This is a genomic window from Pseudomonas sp. GW823-FHT01D03 (assembly GCF_058798255.1).
On record NZ_JBXAKK010000001.1, the window covers coordinates 3,152,754 to 3,168,518 of the forward strand.

Genomic DNA, 15,765 nt, shown 5'->3' on the forward strand with positions numbered 1-15,765 from the left:
GGTATGAACATCAAGACTCTGGGTCTTCCCCTGGCGGTAGCAGCCTTCCTGGCATTGGGCGGCTGCTCGACACCGACGGTGGTGACCTTGCAGAACGGCACTCAGTATTTGACCAAGGACATGCCGAAAACCAAGAACAAGGACGGGTTCTACGAGTTCGAGGATATTTCCGGGACCAAGGTGAAGGTCCGCTCTGACGAAGTCGCGACCGTACGCAAGGAAGACTGACACCCCGATAACCCTGTAGGAGCTGCCGAAGGCTGCGATCTTTTGACTTTGTTTTTCAAGATCAAAATCAAAAGATCGCAGCCTGCGGCAGCTCCTACAGGGGAAGTGTTATCCGCCTGGGTTATTCGAAAGCAGGCAAACCCACAATGCTGTTGTCACAGCTGAAATAATGCTCGCCCCGCCGCGCCAGCTCGGCTTGCAGTCGCCGGCAGCGCTCCAGATCCTGCTGAGTCATGCGGTCGATGCTCAGGTTACCGGTGGCTTGCGCCTGTTTGTCGTCACCCCGCCGAAACGTCACGAACGGCTGTTCGGGCTGGATCTGAAACAGGCTTTTCTCTTCGACCGGCTCGGCTGCTTCGGTCTTCGCCGGTTTCGGCAATTGGTCACTGCTGATGCCGTAGCGGCTCAGAATCGAGGTTTGAGGCAGATCGGCCCAGGCATTGGCCGATAACAGCGCCAGTCCGACAATCCCGACATACCCCTTGAACCTTTTCACGTGTGCATCTCCTGTACTCAATGGCGGCTGGCTATAGAACGTGTGTGCACGTGCTGGCTTTAGGCCGCTTCTGCTGTTTGCAGAGCTTTTGAGTCAGGGTGTGGCTGCTGAGTCACTTTTGATACCAGGTTGTGGCGAGGGAGCTTGCTCCCGCTTGAGCGCGTAGCGCTCACAAAATCTTCAGGGCCGCTTCGCGACCCAGCGGGAGCAAGCTCCCTCGCCACAGGTTACGGATGCATCAGGCGATCACAATTCCATCGGCACTGAGGCTATTCAGCGCCACCCCAACCAGCGTCACCGAATCACCACCAAACTTCAGCACCGTGTCCTGCCCCACCATCGAGGCATGCGCGCGGAAGTCATCATTGGGCAATACACCCTGCACGCCAAGGAACACCAGTTTGTCGTTGGAGGTAAAACCGACCACCCGATCCTGACCGAACGCGCCGTTGAACAGGAACGTATCCGCCCCGCCCCCGGACTCCATCAGGTCATTGCCGGCGCCACCGACAAACACATCGTTGCCGACGCCGCCAATCAAATGATCGTTGCCATCCAGACCAAACAACCAGTCACCGCTGGCGTTTGCCTTGAGCGTGTCGGCGCCGCTGGTGCCTTTGACGCTGGACTCATACTGCGTGACGTTGCTGCCGACCTTCAAGCCGCTGGCTGTGACGCTGTGGGTCACGTCGTCCTTGAACAGCCCCCAGAGAAAACCCGGCTCCTTGGTGACGATGCTGCCGATGTCGCGGGTGATGCTGATCCCGCCGTTGGCATCGCGCACGTACAGGTTGCCGGCGCCGTCGTTGGCGAAGTCGAAAGTGTTCACCGATTTCTGCAAGTCGAGGGTGTTGTTGCCGGCGCCACCGAGAATCACGTTGTAGCCGCCACCGTCACGGAACGTGTCGTTGCCGGCGCGACCTTCCAGATAGTCGTTGCCGCTGCCGCCCTGGATCAGGTCGTTGCTGTCGCTGCCGATGATGAACGTGCTGCCCTTGTGGGTTTCGGCGTTGCGGTTGAGGTCCTGCACCCAGGTGTTGGCCCGCGCCGGATCCGACAGGTTGGCGACGATGATCGTCGAGTCCTTGCTGGTCAGGTCGTAGAACTTCGACTCGATGATGCGGTTCATGCCGTCGCCGTAAGCGGTCGGCAGGTGCGAGATCCAGGTCGGTATGTTGAGGATGGAAAACGGCAGCAGATTCCACGCGGTCGAGGCGTAGTGATCGTTGAAGCTGACGATGTTGTCGGTGGCCGACTCCTTGGGTGCGTCGTGCACGCCGACCGAGGCGCCGGTAAAGGTCGAACCGTCGAGGGCGCGGAACACCGGATCGTTTTCGTAACCGACGTTGAGCACTTTGTCGGTGCTGCTCTGGGTCGGCGAGGCGTAGGCGATGTAGTTGGAATCGGCGAAGAATCCGCCCCACTTGCCACCGCTCAGATCGGCCATGCTGTTGACCGCCAGCCCACCGAGACTGTGGCCACTGACCAGCACATCCTTGCCGGTGAGGCCGTTGGCCTTGGCGAACGCCACTACATCGTTGAGCAGATTGCCGAACGCTTCGCCGACGTAATTCTTGGCGTAGTCTTTGGGGCCGAAGGCTGCCAGCAGATCGTTGATCACGTCGCCGATGGAGTCGATGATCAGGTTTTCCCGAGGGCCGCTGGTGCCGCGAAAGGCGATACCGATTTCGGTGAGATGGCCCTGGGCGTCGTACTTGCCGAGGATTTCCACCTGAGCGGTGGTGTAACCGGCCTTCTCGCCGAAGAAAGTCCCTCGGGCATCGGTCTTGCCGTCGTAGCCCAGTTGCGAGGCGGTGATTGGTGTCCAGCCAGCCTTTTTCACCGCGTCGAGGGCGAGTTTTTCCGAGTCGGGGTTCCACGGAATCCCGGGAATCACCCCTTGCGAATCAGTACCGCCGAGCAGCGCGGTGACCAACGTGGCCGGCAGGCCGAGACCGAAACCGTTGTGCTGATAACCGGCGGCAAAACCGTTATCGAGGTTGTGATAGGAATACAGCGTGATCGCCATGGCATCGCTGAACAGCGCCTTGGAATCGGCTGTGCCGAAGTTCTTGTAGTCATACACACCCATTGCTATTGCCTCTCTTTTGTTGGAATTGTCAGAGATAGCTCACAGCCAGGGCGCCCCTCACGGGCACGCCCCGGAGCATTTCAGTACTACTTGCATTGCTTTTAACTGTAGGAGTGAGCCTGCTCGCGATGAGACCGTGTCAGGCAACATGGATGGAGACTGACTCACCGCGATCGCGAGCAGGCTCACTCCTACAGGGATTGTATTAACGAGGAGCTAGGCGAAAACGAACGCCGAGTCCGACAGGTTAGCCACTCCCACCCCGACCAGGGTCACGGCATAGTCGCCAATCTTCAGCACGGTATCAGCCCCCGACTGTGCAGCATGCTGCTTGTAGTCGTAGCCCTGCCCCGCGCCTTCGACGCCCATGAACACCAGTTTGTCGCTGCCCTGATAGCCATTGATCGCGTCGAAACCGAACGCGCCGCTGAACAGGAAGGTATTGTTGCCAGCCACCGCCGTCATCACGTCATTGCCGGCGCCGCCGACAAAAGTCACATGGCCCTTGTCGCTGATCAACTGGTCATCTCCACCCAGACCGAACAGCCAGTCACCGTCGGCAGTCGCGTGCAGCGCATTGCCGTAGGCATCGCCGTTGAGCGAATGGGTGTACTGGGTCAGTTCGCTGCCATTGGTCAAACCCTTGGCCGTAACGCCCCAGGTGATTTCCTTGCTGCCCCACCACGACCCCGACTCCTTGCTCACCAGCGCGCCGATGTCGCGGGTCATGCTGATGCCGCCGTAGGCATCGCGCACGTACAGCGTGCCGTCACCGTCGTTGGCGAAGCTGAAGTTCTGCAGCGGTTTCTGCAGCTCGAAGGTGTTGTGGCCCTGACCACCGAGGAGGATGTTGAAACCACCGTCATCGCGGAACCGGTCATCGCCGCCCAGGCCTTCGAGGAAGTCGTTACCCGCCCCGCCCTTGAGCCAGTCGTTGCTGTTGGTGCCGATGATGAAGGTGCTGCCGGTGTGCGGCTCGCCGCTGCGCCCCAGGTCCTCGACCCAGGTCTTGCCCCGGGACGATTCCTCAAGGTTGGAAACGATGAGGGTCGAGTCCTTGTGCGTCAGGTGGTAGAACTTCGAGTCGATCACCCGGTTCAAGCCATCGGCATACCCGAGCGAGCTGTGGGCCGACCAGTTCAGCGGATTGGCGATGCTGAACGGCACCAGGTTCTGCGCGGTGGACGCATAGTTGTCGGTGAAGTTGACGATGTTGTCGGTGGTCGACTCATGCGGCCCGTCGTGCTTGCCCAGCGACCCGCTGCTGAACGTGGTGCCGTCCAGCGCGCGGAACACCGGATCGTTTTCGTAACCGATGTTCAGCACGTTGTTGCCGGTGCTGCTCTGGGTCGGCGAGGCGAACGCGATGTAGTTGGCGTCCTTGAAGAACCCGTTCCAATTACTGCCGCTCAACTCGGCCACGCTGTTGACCCCAAGGCCACCAAGGCTATGGCCGCTGAACAACACGTCCTTGGCGGCGATGCCGTTGGCCATGGCGAATGCAGCGACAGCCTTGAGCAGGTTGTCGAAGGCGTTTTTCGCGTAGTTGCTCGCGTAATCCGATGGCCCGATGGCGGCGAGCAGATTGTTCTTCATGTCGCCGAAAGTATCGCTGTAACCCAGCCCGCCGGTGCCGCGAAAGGCCACGCCGAGGCCGATCAGCTTGCCGCCGGCGTCGTACTTGCCGAGCACTTCGGCCTCGGCGCTGGTGAAGCCATCCTTCTCGCCGAAGAACGTACCTTGCGCGCCGACCTTGCCCTGATAACCCAGTGCCGTCGCGCTGAGCGGTTTCCAGGCGGTGGCCGGCAACGGCTGGCCGGTTGGCGTGTAGGCATACAGCGTCAGTGCGATGGCATCGCTGTACAACGCTTTGCCGTCGGCATTTTTATAATCGAACAATCCCATGTTGTGCTCTCTCTTCCTTCAAAACCGGCAGCCCGCGAGGACTGCCGGCACGCTTTTAGAACTGCCAGTCGAGGGTCAGACCCACACCGTGGTCTTTCTCGTTGTTACCGATCAGTCCGTTGTAATCCAGGTTGACCCGGACATCGCGATTGAGCGCCAGCCCGGCGCGCACGCCGACCACGGCTGCATCACGATCCATCGACACACTCTGTACGGTGAACGCGCTGTTGCCATTGGCGAAGGCCAGGTGGCTGTCAGCATCGACATTGCTCAGGTTGTGCTGCCAGCCGAGGGTCGCGCCCAGTTCCAGCTGATGTTTGTCCGACAGCGCGAAGCTGCGCTTGGCGCGCACGCCAAGGGTCGACAGCACCACATCGCGGTTGTCTTCGCCGCTCTTGAGCGCCGCAGCATCACCCTTTTCGGTGAAGCTCTCGGTGTTCAAGTGCACGTACGACAGATTGGCGAACGGCTCCAGGTTCATCGGTTGCAGACGCAGATCGTAAGCCGCTTCGGTGAACACCTGAGTGGTCGCCGCATCGTGCTTGGTTTTCTCTTTGCCATTGACGCCCGCGAACTGCAGATCACGCTTCACGTCCACGCGATGCCAGCTGTAAGCGGCACCGGCGGTCAGACGCAGCGCATCGACCTGATGCCCGAGGTACGCGCCCAAATGGTAGCTGTCGACCGAGGCCGAAGAATGCGTACCGCCGCCCATGTTCAACGAACTGTCGCTATAACCGGTAACGAAACCCAGACGGGTATCTTCAGCGATCAGACCGTCGACACCGGCCAGCAGGCCGCCGATGGAGCTGTTGGAGTCGGCGTTTTCGTGGCCGCCATCGCTTTTGCCCCACGACCCCAGCACCTTGACCCAGGCATTGCTGCGATCGTCAGTCGGTGCGTCGGCATTGAACAGGTCACGCTCGCGCAGACGCTCGCCCACTGCCTCACGCAGGTAGCGGCTGTCGTTGATCAGCATCGTACTTATGGCCGGGTGAATCTCCCCGGACAGTTGCTGGAAGGCTTGTTGCGCCGACGCCGCGTTCGGCGACAACAGCAAGGTTTCGAACAGCGCATTGCCCGCGCCCAGCCCTTCGGCAGCCGCACCAACCGCACGCTGGTTCGGCGTCAGACCGACACTGGCGAACGACGCGCCGTTGCGCCCGACGTCCAGTTGTACTCCGCTTGCCGAGTACGCCAGGGTGCCGCCGAGAAACGCGTAGTTCGGCAGCACTTGCCCGAACTGGCCTTGAATGCCGCCGGCCGCTTGCAGGATGTTGAACTGCGAACCCAGCAGGCTCTGCACTTCGGTGGTGCTGAGCAGGGTCGGGCTGTTTTCCAGCGACAGACTGACCGTGGCGCCATCGATCACGGCTTTGCCACCGGCAACGATCTGGTCGCTGCTGGTCGGTGAGACCTCTACCGCGTAGGTCGAACCGCGCTCGAAGGTCACATCACCGGCCACGTTCAGCGTGCCGATCGAGTTGCCCGGCGCGACGGTACCACCGCTTTTCGCAGTCAGCGCGCCGATGCGGCCGTTACCGCCGAGGATGCCGCTGTCGTTGACCGTGACTGCCGAAGCCAGCGAGCCATTGATCGCCAGACGCCCCTGATTGACCAGGGTCGGGCCGCTATAGGTGTTGTTGCCGGTCAGCACCAGTGTGCCGATGCCCTGCTTGGTCAGGCCGCCGTGACCGGAAATGTCGTTGCGCCAGGTATCGAGGCCGCAGGTGATGTCGTTGCACACGCGCTCGGTGGGTTTGCCCTTGTCGAGGATCGCGCCGATGCCCGGCAGGTCCGCGACGAACTGCCCGGAACCGTAGGCCCCCTGAATGCGGAATTCTTCCGGGATGTCCTGCTCGGTGACGAACATCGACGGGCCATCAATGCCCTTGCGCAGGTTGATCATGCCCCAGCCGTACAAGGCGTCGATACCCGGTGCGCCGAGGTCGGTGGCGGTGGTACGCAGTACCGTGGCGACCTGATCGCCCGTCATGTACGGGAAGCGCTCCATCAGTACCGCCATCGAGCCGGCCACATGTGGTGCGGCCATCGAGGTGCCGTTGTAGTTTTTGTAGCCGGTGGTCAGGTTATCGGCATTGGTACCTTCGATAATCGAGCTGAAGATTTTCGTGCCCGGCGCCGAGACGCAGAGACTCGCGGTGTAGCCGCAGCGCGAGGAGAACGTACTCATGATGTACGGGTTGGCGCTGGCCTGATCCGGGTTCTGCTGCAACGCGGCGACGGTGATCCAGTTCGGCGCGATGTCCGGCACGAAGTAGCCGAGGCCGGCGATGGCGTCCGGGTTGTTCAGGTTGTAATCGTTACCGGCAGCGAAGATTGTCACGATACCGCTGCGGGCGGCGGCAATCGCACCGTCGTAGGCTCCGCCGGGCTTGGTGCCGAGCAGTGTGCGGATCTCGTTGAACTGCACTTGCGCGTCGTTGACGGTGAAGTGCGGATACGCCGGATCGCGCCCACCGAGGTCGAAACGGTCGGTGATGCCGATGCCCCAGCTGTTGTTGATGATCCGCGCGCCACTGGCGATCAGCGCATCCCAACCGGCCTTGTACACCGCACCATCGTTGCCACGGACGATGCCGTCTTCCGGGCCCGGGTCGCCGTTGTCGGCGCTGATGATCTGCGCACCGAACGCCACGCCATGCATCGGCCCGCCGTCACGGCTACCGGCAGCGATGCCACCGACGTGGGTGCCGTGGGCGCCGAGCTTGCCGTCGGAACCGACCGAGGGCGAACCGTCATAACGGAACGCATCGCCGGCTTTGACCGGGATATACGGGTCGGTGTATTCGCGGATCCCGCTGGTGACCAGGGTGACGACTTTGTTGGTGCCGGAAAACTCCGGGTGCGCGGCGTACACCGGCTGGTCGAAGATCCCCAGTTTCACGCCTTTACCGGTGTAACCGGCGGCGTAGGCGTGATCCGCGCCAATGGCGCCCAGGCCCCAGTCAGCCTTGAATTCGGCACTGCGCCAACTGGCGGGATCGCCGCTGCGGCCGCTTTCCACATAAGGCGCCGCGTGCGCGGTGCCCCAAGTGGCCAGTGCGCAGAGTACGGCGCAATTGAGGGTTTTCATGGCGAAGCGACCGCCCGTTTGCGCGGGGGTTTTGTTGTTATTCATCCAGCGACCTTCCTTAGTGTTGTTGCGAAAAAACCGTCTATTCCAATCTCATGAATGCTGCTTCATGTGGCGAGGGAGCTTGCTCCCGCTGGGGCGCGAAGCGGCCCTCTGCGTTCTTCCAGTCGAACCCTGCTGGGCGGATTTACGACTGCTGCGCAGCCGAGCGGGAGCAAGCTCCCTCGCCACAGGTACGTGCCCACAGCGCCTACAGGGGGACGCTTACGCCCTCCGTCAGAACTGCCAGTTCAGGCTCAGCCCCACGCCGTGGCTCTTCTCGCGGTTGGCCAGTTGCCCGTTGTAATCGAGGTTGACCCGCACGTCCTTGCTCAATGCCAGGCTGGCTTGCACGCCAACCAGCGCCGCATCACGCACCAGTGCCGAACTCTCGACCGTGTACGGCGCGCTGCCGCTGGCAAAGCGCAGATGCTGTTCGGCGTCGATGTCGCTCAGGCTGTGCTGCCAGCCGAGGTGGCCGCTGACGTCCAGTGCCTGTTGCGCCGACAAATTGAAGCGCTTGACCGCCCGTACACCGAGGGTGCTGAGCACTGCGTCGCGCTGATCGCCCGAGCTTTTCAGTGCCGCCGCGTCGCCCTTCTCGGTGAAGCCTTCGGTATCCAGATGCACGTAAGCGAGGTTGGCGAACGGCTCCAGCGCCAACGGTTGCAGGTTCAGCCGGTAAGCCGCCTCACCGAAAACCTGCGTGGTGGCCGCATCGACCTTGGCTTTCTGTTTGGCGCTGACGTCGCCGTATTGCAGATCGCGCTTCACATCGGCGCGATGCCAGCTGTAGGCCGCGCCGGTGCTCAGGCGCCAGGCGCCGATGTCATGACCGGCGTAAGCGCCGAGGTGATAGCTGTCGACCTTGGCCGACGAGTGCGTGTCCGAGCCCATGTTCAGCGAGCTGTCGCTGTAACCGGTGACCAGACCGATGCGCGTCTGCTCGTCCAGCGCGCCGTCAACACCGGCGAGGAGACCACCGATTGAGGTGCTGTAGCGCGAAGTGTCGTTACCGGAGTCGGTCGAACCCCAGGCGCCGATGGCCTTGATCCAACCATTGCTTTGCGTGGCGTTGGCATCGTGCAGACGTTCGCCGACCGCGTCGCGCAACTGGCGGCTGTCATTGATCAGCATCGAGCCGAGCGCCGGGTAGATTTCGCCGCTCAATTGCTGGAAGGCTTGCTGCGCCGATGCAGCAGACGCCGACAGCAGCAGGCTTTCGTACACCGAATTGCCGGCGCCGAGGCCTTCGACGGCGGCCGCCACCGCACGCTGATTCGGGGTCTGCCCGACGCTGGCGAACGAGGTGGCGTTGCGCTGAATGTCGAGCTGAATGGCGTTGCCCGTGTAGTCGAGGTTGGCGCCGATGAACAGGTAATCTGGCAGCACCGCGCCGAACTGGCCCTGAACACCACCGGCCGCTTGCAAAATGTCGTACGAATGGCCGAGCAGGCTGCGGGTTTCAGTGGTGCTGAGCAGGGTCGGACTGTTTTCCAGCGACAGGCTGACCGTGGCACCGCTGATGCTCGCGCTGCCGCCAGCGACGATGCGGTCGCTGCTGGTTGGCGACAGCTCGACCGCGTAGGTCGAGCCTGGGGCGAAGGTCACGTCACCGGCCACGCTTAAGGTGCCGATGGAGTTGCCCGGCGCCACCCGGCCGCCGCTGTTGGCGATCAGCGCGCCGATGCGCCCGGAACCACCCAGAGTGCCGCTGTCGTTGACGGTCACCGCCGAGGCCAGCGAGCCGTTGACGCTCAACAAGCCGCCATTGACCGTGGTCGGGCCACGGAAAGTGTTGTCGCCGGTCAGCAGCAAGCGCCCTGCCCCGGACTTGATCAGGCTGCCCTGATAGACCCGCGTCGCCGCTGCGGCATCACGCGCCATGCCCACCGCGTAGTCAGTCTGATCCTGCTGACTGGCGCCGGCCGGAATACCGTTCTGCCAGCCCTTGTCCTGCAGGGTTTGCTGCCAGGCGCTGTGTTCGGCGAGGTCTTCGCGCTGGCGCTGAATCAATGCCTTGTCGGAGATGTCATTGCTCCACACATCGCTTTGCCCGGCCGCCAGGTTGGCATCGAACGCGCCAAGCAACTGCCCCGGCCCGCGCATCGCCCGATTGAGGTTGGCCACGCCCCAGCCGACCCGTTCGGTCGGCGCATCGGTAACCGAGCCGTCGAGTTGCGTGGCGGTGGTCAGCAGCACTTCCAGCGCCTGCTGATTATTCATGTACGGATAGCGTTCCATCACCAGTGCCAGGGCCCCGGTGGCGTGCGGCGCGGCCATCGAGGTACCGGACTTGATCGCGTACCCGCCGTCCGGAATGGTGCTGTCGATCTTCGCCCCCGGCGTGGTGATGCACCAGTATTTGGCGATGCCGCACTGGTTGTACTTCTGCTGATTGCTCTGATCCAGCCCGGAAACTGCCAGCCAATGACCCTCCAGATCCGGCTGAAAGTACGGCAGCGCCGAGCGCACGCTGGCGTTCGGGTAGCCGCTGTTGCCGGCGCTGAACACGTTGATCACGCCACGGCGCGAGACATCCGCCGCCGCGTCGAGCCAGGTGCCCTGATTCCAGTGCTGAGCGTACGCGGCGTGCAGATCGGCCAGAGTGCGGTAGCTGACATCCGGCGGCTGGCTGCCCCAACTGTTGTTGATCGCGCGCACACCGGCATCGGCCAGAGCGTCGTATACCGCTTTGAAATAACGCGGATCGGGTTTCGGGCCGAACAGAAAACTGTCGTTGTTGTTGGTGTTGCCGACGTAGATCTGCGCGTTGTACGCCACGCCGTGCATGCCATTGCCGTCACGGCTTGCGCCCATGGTGCCGACCACGTGAGTGCCGTGGGAATCGTTGTTGGGATTGAGCGTGCCGTTGACGTTGAACAGCGAGCCGTCGACGTAACTGCCGGAGGCCAGCACCGGCTGATAGCGCTCGCTGGCGAACTCGGGATGGGCGGCGTCGAAACCGGAATCGAGGGCGCCGATTTTCACGCCTTTACCGGTGATCCCGGCGGCGTAAGCCTGATCGGCCTGCATCCGCGCCAAGCCCCAGTCGCGCTGGAATTCGGCGCTGCGCCAACTGGCCGGATCGCCGGGCTTGCCGGTTTCAAGGTACTGCGCATTGGCTTGCGCGATGGAAACTGCGAGCAACAGGCTGCCGACCGCTGCCGGCTTGATGCGTACTTCCATGTTCACCACTCACTTTTCTTATGTTTTTGTTATGACCCGTTTCGCAGGGCGAGCACTTCTTGAACTATCGAGCGAGTCTATTTGTGGCGAGGGAGCTTGCTCCCGCTGGCTGCGCAGCAGCTCAAATCTGGTGAGCGCTACGCACTCAAGCGGGAGCAAGCTCCCTCGCCACAGGTTCGCTGCCAAGCATTAACGCGAGTTGCTTTTCGGACCTTGTCCGAACGCCTCATCCACCCGCGCCAGATCCTGTTCGTTCAACGTCCCCGCGTAGTAATGCAGCTTGGTCCAGGCCATCAAATAGTCGTAGCGCGCCTGAGCCAGATCGCGGCGGGTGGTAAACAGTTGCTGTTCGGCGTTCAGCGCATCGAGGTTAGTCCGCTCGCCGCCGAGAATGCTTTGCTTGGTCGACACCACCAGCGCTTCAGCCGAAGCCAGCGCCTTCTGGTAGGCGCGCAGTTTGTTGACCCCCGACAGGCAGGCGCTGAACTGGCGGCGCAGTTCGATCAAGGTTTCGCGGGTCTTGCCATCCAGTTCGTATTCCGCCTGCTCCATGGTGCGGCTGGCCTGACGGGTTGAGGCCGATACCCCGCCACCGGCATACAGCGGCACGTTGACTTCAAAGCCGATGGTGTTGGTGTCATAGCGCTGGTTATAGGTGTTGCCGCTGTCCGATTCAGTCTTGCGGATCGACGCATAGGCACTGACTTTCGGCAGGTGCCCGGCGCGGTTGCGCTCGACTTCATACTTGGCCACTTCCACCGCCTGGCGCTGCGACGCCAGGTTGGGGTTGTTGCTGATCGCCAGCTCGTGCCAGGTGTCGTAGTTGGCCGGCATCAGGGCGAAGGTCTGGAAATTCTGATCCAGTGGCGCCAGCTCGCTGATATCCACCGTCTGCACGCCGACCAGCGCCCCCAGTTCACGCAGCGCGGCGTCCTGCTCATTGCGTGCCTCGATCTCTTCGGCGGTCGCCAGCTCATAGCGCGACTCGGCTTCCAGAATGTCGGTGCGCGTGCCCTCGCCCTGCTTGAACATGTGCTCGTTCTGCTGGAACTGCTGTTCGTAAGCCTTCTTTTTGGCCTGGGCGATGTCGATCTGATCCTGGGCGAACAAGGCCTTGGTGTAGTTATCGAGCACCCGCACCAACAACTCCTGACTCTTGCCGCGAAACGCCTCGTCGGCAAACAGCGACTGAGCCACGCCTTTGCGATACGCCGCGTAGGCTTCGTAGTCGAGCAACGGTTGCTGCAAGGTCAGGGTCGAGCCGTAACTGTTGTAGTTGCGATCTTCGGTCAGGTTGCCGCGATTGGTCAGTTGCGTGGCCTTGGAGGTGTTGTGACCGCGGTTGTAGTTGTAACCCAGTCTTGGCAACAGCCCGGCACGGCCGATGATGCGGTTTTCCAGGCCTGCGTCGCGCTCCTTGATCGCGCCGAGGAACACCGGGTCGTTGCGCAATGCCTGTTCGTAGACTTCGAATGGCCCCATGGCCGCCAGCGCGCTGTTTCCTGCGAGCAGCGCGAACGCTGCTCCCAACATCGAAAGCTTATTCATACAGCCGAACATCCTTATTCTTCAGTCAACGCAGATCCAGCGCGATCGAGCAATGGTTTGAACAGGTAGTTGAGCAGTGAGCGTTCGCCCGTGCGCACGAACATTTCCGCCGGCATACCGGGTTTGATCACCAGGCCCTGGAGTTTCTCCATCGCCTGATCACTGACGCTGCTGCGCAACACGTAGTACGGCACGCCGGTTTTCTCATCGACCATCTGGTCGGCGGAAATCAGGCTGACCTCACCCGGTACACGCGGGGTCTTGCTCTGGTTGAACGCGGTGAACAGGATATCGACCGGCAGATGCGTGCCGACCTTGTCGATCAGGTTGATCGGCAAGTGCCCCTCGACTTCCAGGGTGGTGCCTTGCGGGACGATCTCCAGCAGGGTTTCGCCCTGACGCACCACGGCGCCTTCGGTATGCACGCCAAGGTTGACCGCCACGCCGTCGGCGGTAGCCAGAATCTCGCTGTGCTGCAGGTCGAAACCGGCCGAGGTCAGTTGCTCGGACAGGGTCACGCTTTTGAGCTGCGCGTCGGCCAGTTGCGTGCGCACTTCCTTCTGGTATTCCTCGCCATGCTGTTGCAGTTTCAAACGAGATTCGAGGATGCCCTGCTCCACCCGGCCGCTTTCACCGGTGTTTTCCGCCAGTTGCTGCTGCACTTGCGACAGCTGCCGCTGGTACTCCATCAAACGGTTGCGCGGGATGTAGCCGTTGTCCGCCAGCGGCTGCAGGTTGCTCAGTTGCTGTTGCAGTGAATCGGCCTGGGCATTGAGGTCGGTACGGGCGCGGCGCATGCCCGCCAATTGCGCGGTGGCACCTTCGATGCTGGCGCGCAGCCCGGCCTGCTCGCGGTAGAACGCTTCGCGGCGGCTGCTGAACAGTTGACGCTGACCTTCCAGCACCAGCGCCAGACGCGGATCCGGGTCGTTGCTCAGCTCGGCGGGAAAAGTGATCTCTTTGCGGTTGTCACGCTCGGCCTGCCAGCGTGCGAGGCTGGCCCAGGCCATGCGGTATTGCGCCTGCAACGACTGCACGTCGGCGGCCACCTGGGTCTGATCGAGACGGAACAGCGGCTGGCCCTGTTTGACGATCTCGCCTTCGCGCACCAGGATCCGGCTGACCACGCCGCTGCTCATCGACTGCACAGCCTTGCGCTTGCCCGAGACCACCACGGTGCCCTGCACCGGGATCCCTTGATCCAGCGGCGCCAGTGCGGCCCAGGTGAAAAAACTGCCAGCGCCGACGATGGCCAGAATCCAGCCCATGCGCGCGAAGAATTTCGCATCGCGCTCCGGGCGCTCGGTGACGTACGCGTGTTCCATGCTCGCTTCGTTTTCAGTGTTCATGCTGGCGCTGCTCATACACCCGAATTCCTTGTCGTGGGCTGGTACTGCCGGCTCATGCTGAGCCCGCCCGGTGCCTGCGCAGATTTTTCCCGTTGTTGTTCCTGGGCGCCGGACAGCGCCTTGAGGACTTCCTGGCTGGCGCCGAACGCCTGCAAGCGGCCATCGTTGAGTACCAGCAGTTTGTCCGCCTGAGCCAGTACCGAAGAGCGATGCGTCACCAGCACCACCGTGGTGCCCTTGGCCTTGAGCTGGGCGATGGCGCTGGCCAGCGCGGCTTCACCGACCGTGTCGAGGTTGGAATTCGGCTCATCCAGCACCACCAGGCTCGGATCGCCATACATCGCACGGGCCAGGGCCACACGCTGCTTCTGACCGCCGGACAGGCCACTGCCGTCCTCGCCCAGTTGCGTGTCGTAGCCTTGCGGCAGGCGCAGGATCATTTCGTGCACGCCGGCCTGTTGCGCGGCGGCCACGACTTTTTCCGGGTTGGCTTCGTTGAAGCGGGCGATGTTCTCGGCGATGCTGCCGCTGAACAGTTCTATGTCTTGTGGCAGATAGCCTATGTACGGGCCGAGTTCGTCGCGGTTCCAGCGATGGATGTCCGCACCGTCCAGGCGCACCGTGCCGCCGAGTGTCGGCCACACGCCGACCAGCACACGGGCCAGGGTTGACTTGCCGGAACCGGAGGCACCGAGCACGCCGAGCACTTCTCCGGCGCCCAGATTGAAATTGATCATCTGCAAGGTTGCCGCGCGCTGCCCCGGAGGGCCGGCACTGACTTGCTCGAAAGTGATCTGGCCTTTCGGCGCCGGCAGCGCCATGGCGTCGTCACTCGGTGGGAAAGCCTGCAGCAAGGAGTCCAGACGACGGTAGGCCAGCTTCGCCCCGCTCCACTGTTTCCACACGGCGATCAACTGGTCGATCGGGCTCAGCACGCGGCCCATCAGGATCGAACCGGCAATCATCATCCCGGCGGTCATGTCGCCCTTGATCACCAGCAACGCACCGAGGCCCAGAACCAGCGATTGCAGGCAAAGACGCAGGGTTTTACTGATCGAGCTGATCACCGCACCGGTGTCGCTGGCCTGATTCTGCAGGCCGAGGAACCGCGAGTGCACACCGAACCAGCGCTTGCGCAGCGCGCCGAGCATGCCCATGGCCTGAATGGTTTCGGCGTTGTGCAGGTGACTGGTCGCCAGTTGGCTGGATTTCTGCGAGTAACCGGCGGCTTCGCCCAGCGGTTTTTTGGTCATGTATTCATTGAGGCAGGCCAGCGCAATCAGCAGCAGCGCACCGGCGGTGGCGAGCACGCCCAGCCAGACGTTGAACAGGTAGATGACAAACAGATAGACCGGGAACCACGGCGCATCGAAAAACGCGAACAGGGCCGGCCCGGTGACGAATTGGCGAATGTGGGTCAGGTCGCCCAGCGATTGCCCGGCGTTGCCCTCGCCCTTGAACAGGTTGCGTTCGAACGCCGCCTGATACACCCGCAGGTTGAAGCGGCGCTCCAACTGGCTGCCGATGCGGATCACGATGAAGCTGCGGATCACTTCCAGCATGCCGATGAAGGCAAAGAAGCCGACCACCATCAACGACAGCATCGCCAGCGTCGTTTCGTTCTGCGAAGACAGTACGCGGTCGTAGACCTGCAGCATATAAATGGAGGGCACCAGCATCAGCACGTTAATCAGTGCGGTAAAGCACCCGACGCTGATCAGAATGCTTTTATAGTCACCCAAAGCCTTGAACAAGGGAGCGGTGGCTGGGGCCTTCGCCATCTTCATTGATTCTTCCTGAAATGATAGATCCCGCCAGACTT

9 protein-coding genes are annotated in these 15,765 nt (G+C 62.1%); 1 reads left to right on the top strand and 8 read right to left on the bottom strand.

Going from position 1 to position 15,765, the window contains the following annotated elements:
* The first annotated feature begins 3 nt into the window (after positions 1-3).
* Entirely contained in the window at positions 4-228 is a 225-nt protein-coding gene (locus AC1RBR_RS13660) for a YgdI/YgdR family lipoprotein (RefSeq protein WP_041064149.1), read from the top strand.
* Positions 229-349: 121 nt separating this feature from the next.
* Here the strand turns inward: AC1RBR_RS13660 and AC1RBR_RS13665 are convergent, their stop codons facing one another.
* The 8 genes from AC1RBR_RS13665 to AC1RBR_RS13700 form a co-directional block, all read right to left on the bottom strand.
* Positions 350-724 carry a hypothetical protein gene (locus AC1RBR_RS13665; protein WP_095135954.1) on the bottom strand — a complete coding sequence of 125 codons (375 nt, stop codon included), beginning with the start codon at positions 722-724 and terminating at the stop codon, positions 350-352.
* Between the two features lie 238 nt (positions 725-962).
* Positions 963-2,816, bottom strand: a complete 1,854-nt coding sequence (locus tag AC1RBR_RS13670) for a polyurethane esterase (protein WP_492564945.1) — start codon at positions 2,814-2,816, stop codon at positions 963-965.
* Positions 2,817-3,032: 216 nt separating this feature from the next.
* Positions 3,033-4,721 (bottom strand): polyurethane esterase, encoded by a 1,689-nt coding sequence (locus tag AC1RBR_RS13675; RefSeq protein WP_492564947.1) that lies wholly within the window; start codon positions 4,719-4,721, stop codon positions 3,033-3,035.
* Positions 4,722-4,776: 55 nt separating this feature from the next.
* The gene (locus AC1RBR_RS13680; protein WP_492564948.1) at positions 4,777-7,863 is read right to left on the bottom strand and encodes an autotransporter domain-containing protein; all 3,087 of its coding nucleotides are present in this window, start codon (positions 7,861-7,863) and stop codon (positions 4,777-4,779) included.
* A gap of 231 nt (positions 7,864-8,094) precedes the next feature.
* The gene (gene eprS, locus AC1RBR_RS13685; protein WP_492564950.1) at positions 8,095-11,046 is read right to left on the bottom strand and encodes an autotransporter serine peptidase EprS; all 2,952 of its coding nucleotides are present in this window, start codon (positions 11,044-11,046) and stop codon (positions 8,095-8,097) included.
* Positions 11,047-11,235: 189 nt separating this feature from the next.
* A complete protein-coding gene (locus AC1RBR_RS13690) occupies positions 11,236-12,606 on the bottom strand; it encodes a TolC family outer membrane protein (protein WP_166495806.1) in 1,371 nt (456 codons plus the stop codon).
* 2 nt (positions 12,607-12,608) lie between these two features.
* Complete coding sequence (locus tag AC1RBR_RS13695) at positions 12,609-13,958, bottom strand: HlyD family type I secretion periplasmic adaptor subunit (protein ID WP_095135966.1); 1,350 nt, start codon at positions 13,956-13,958, stop codon at positions 12,609-12,611.
* Entirely contained in the window at positions 13,955-15,730 is a 1,776-nt protein-coding gene (locus AC1RBR_RS13700; RefSeq protein WP_492564952.1) for a type I secretion system permease/ATPase, read from the bottom strand. Before AC1RBR_RS13700 ends, AC1RBR_RS13695 begins: the two co-directional genes overlap by 4 nt.
* Positions 15,731-15,765 lie beyond the last annotated feature (35 nt).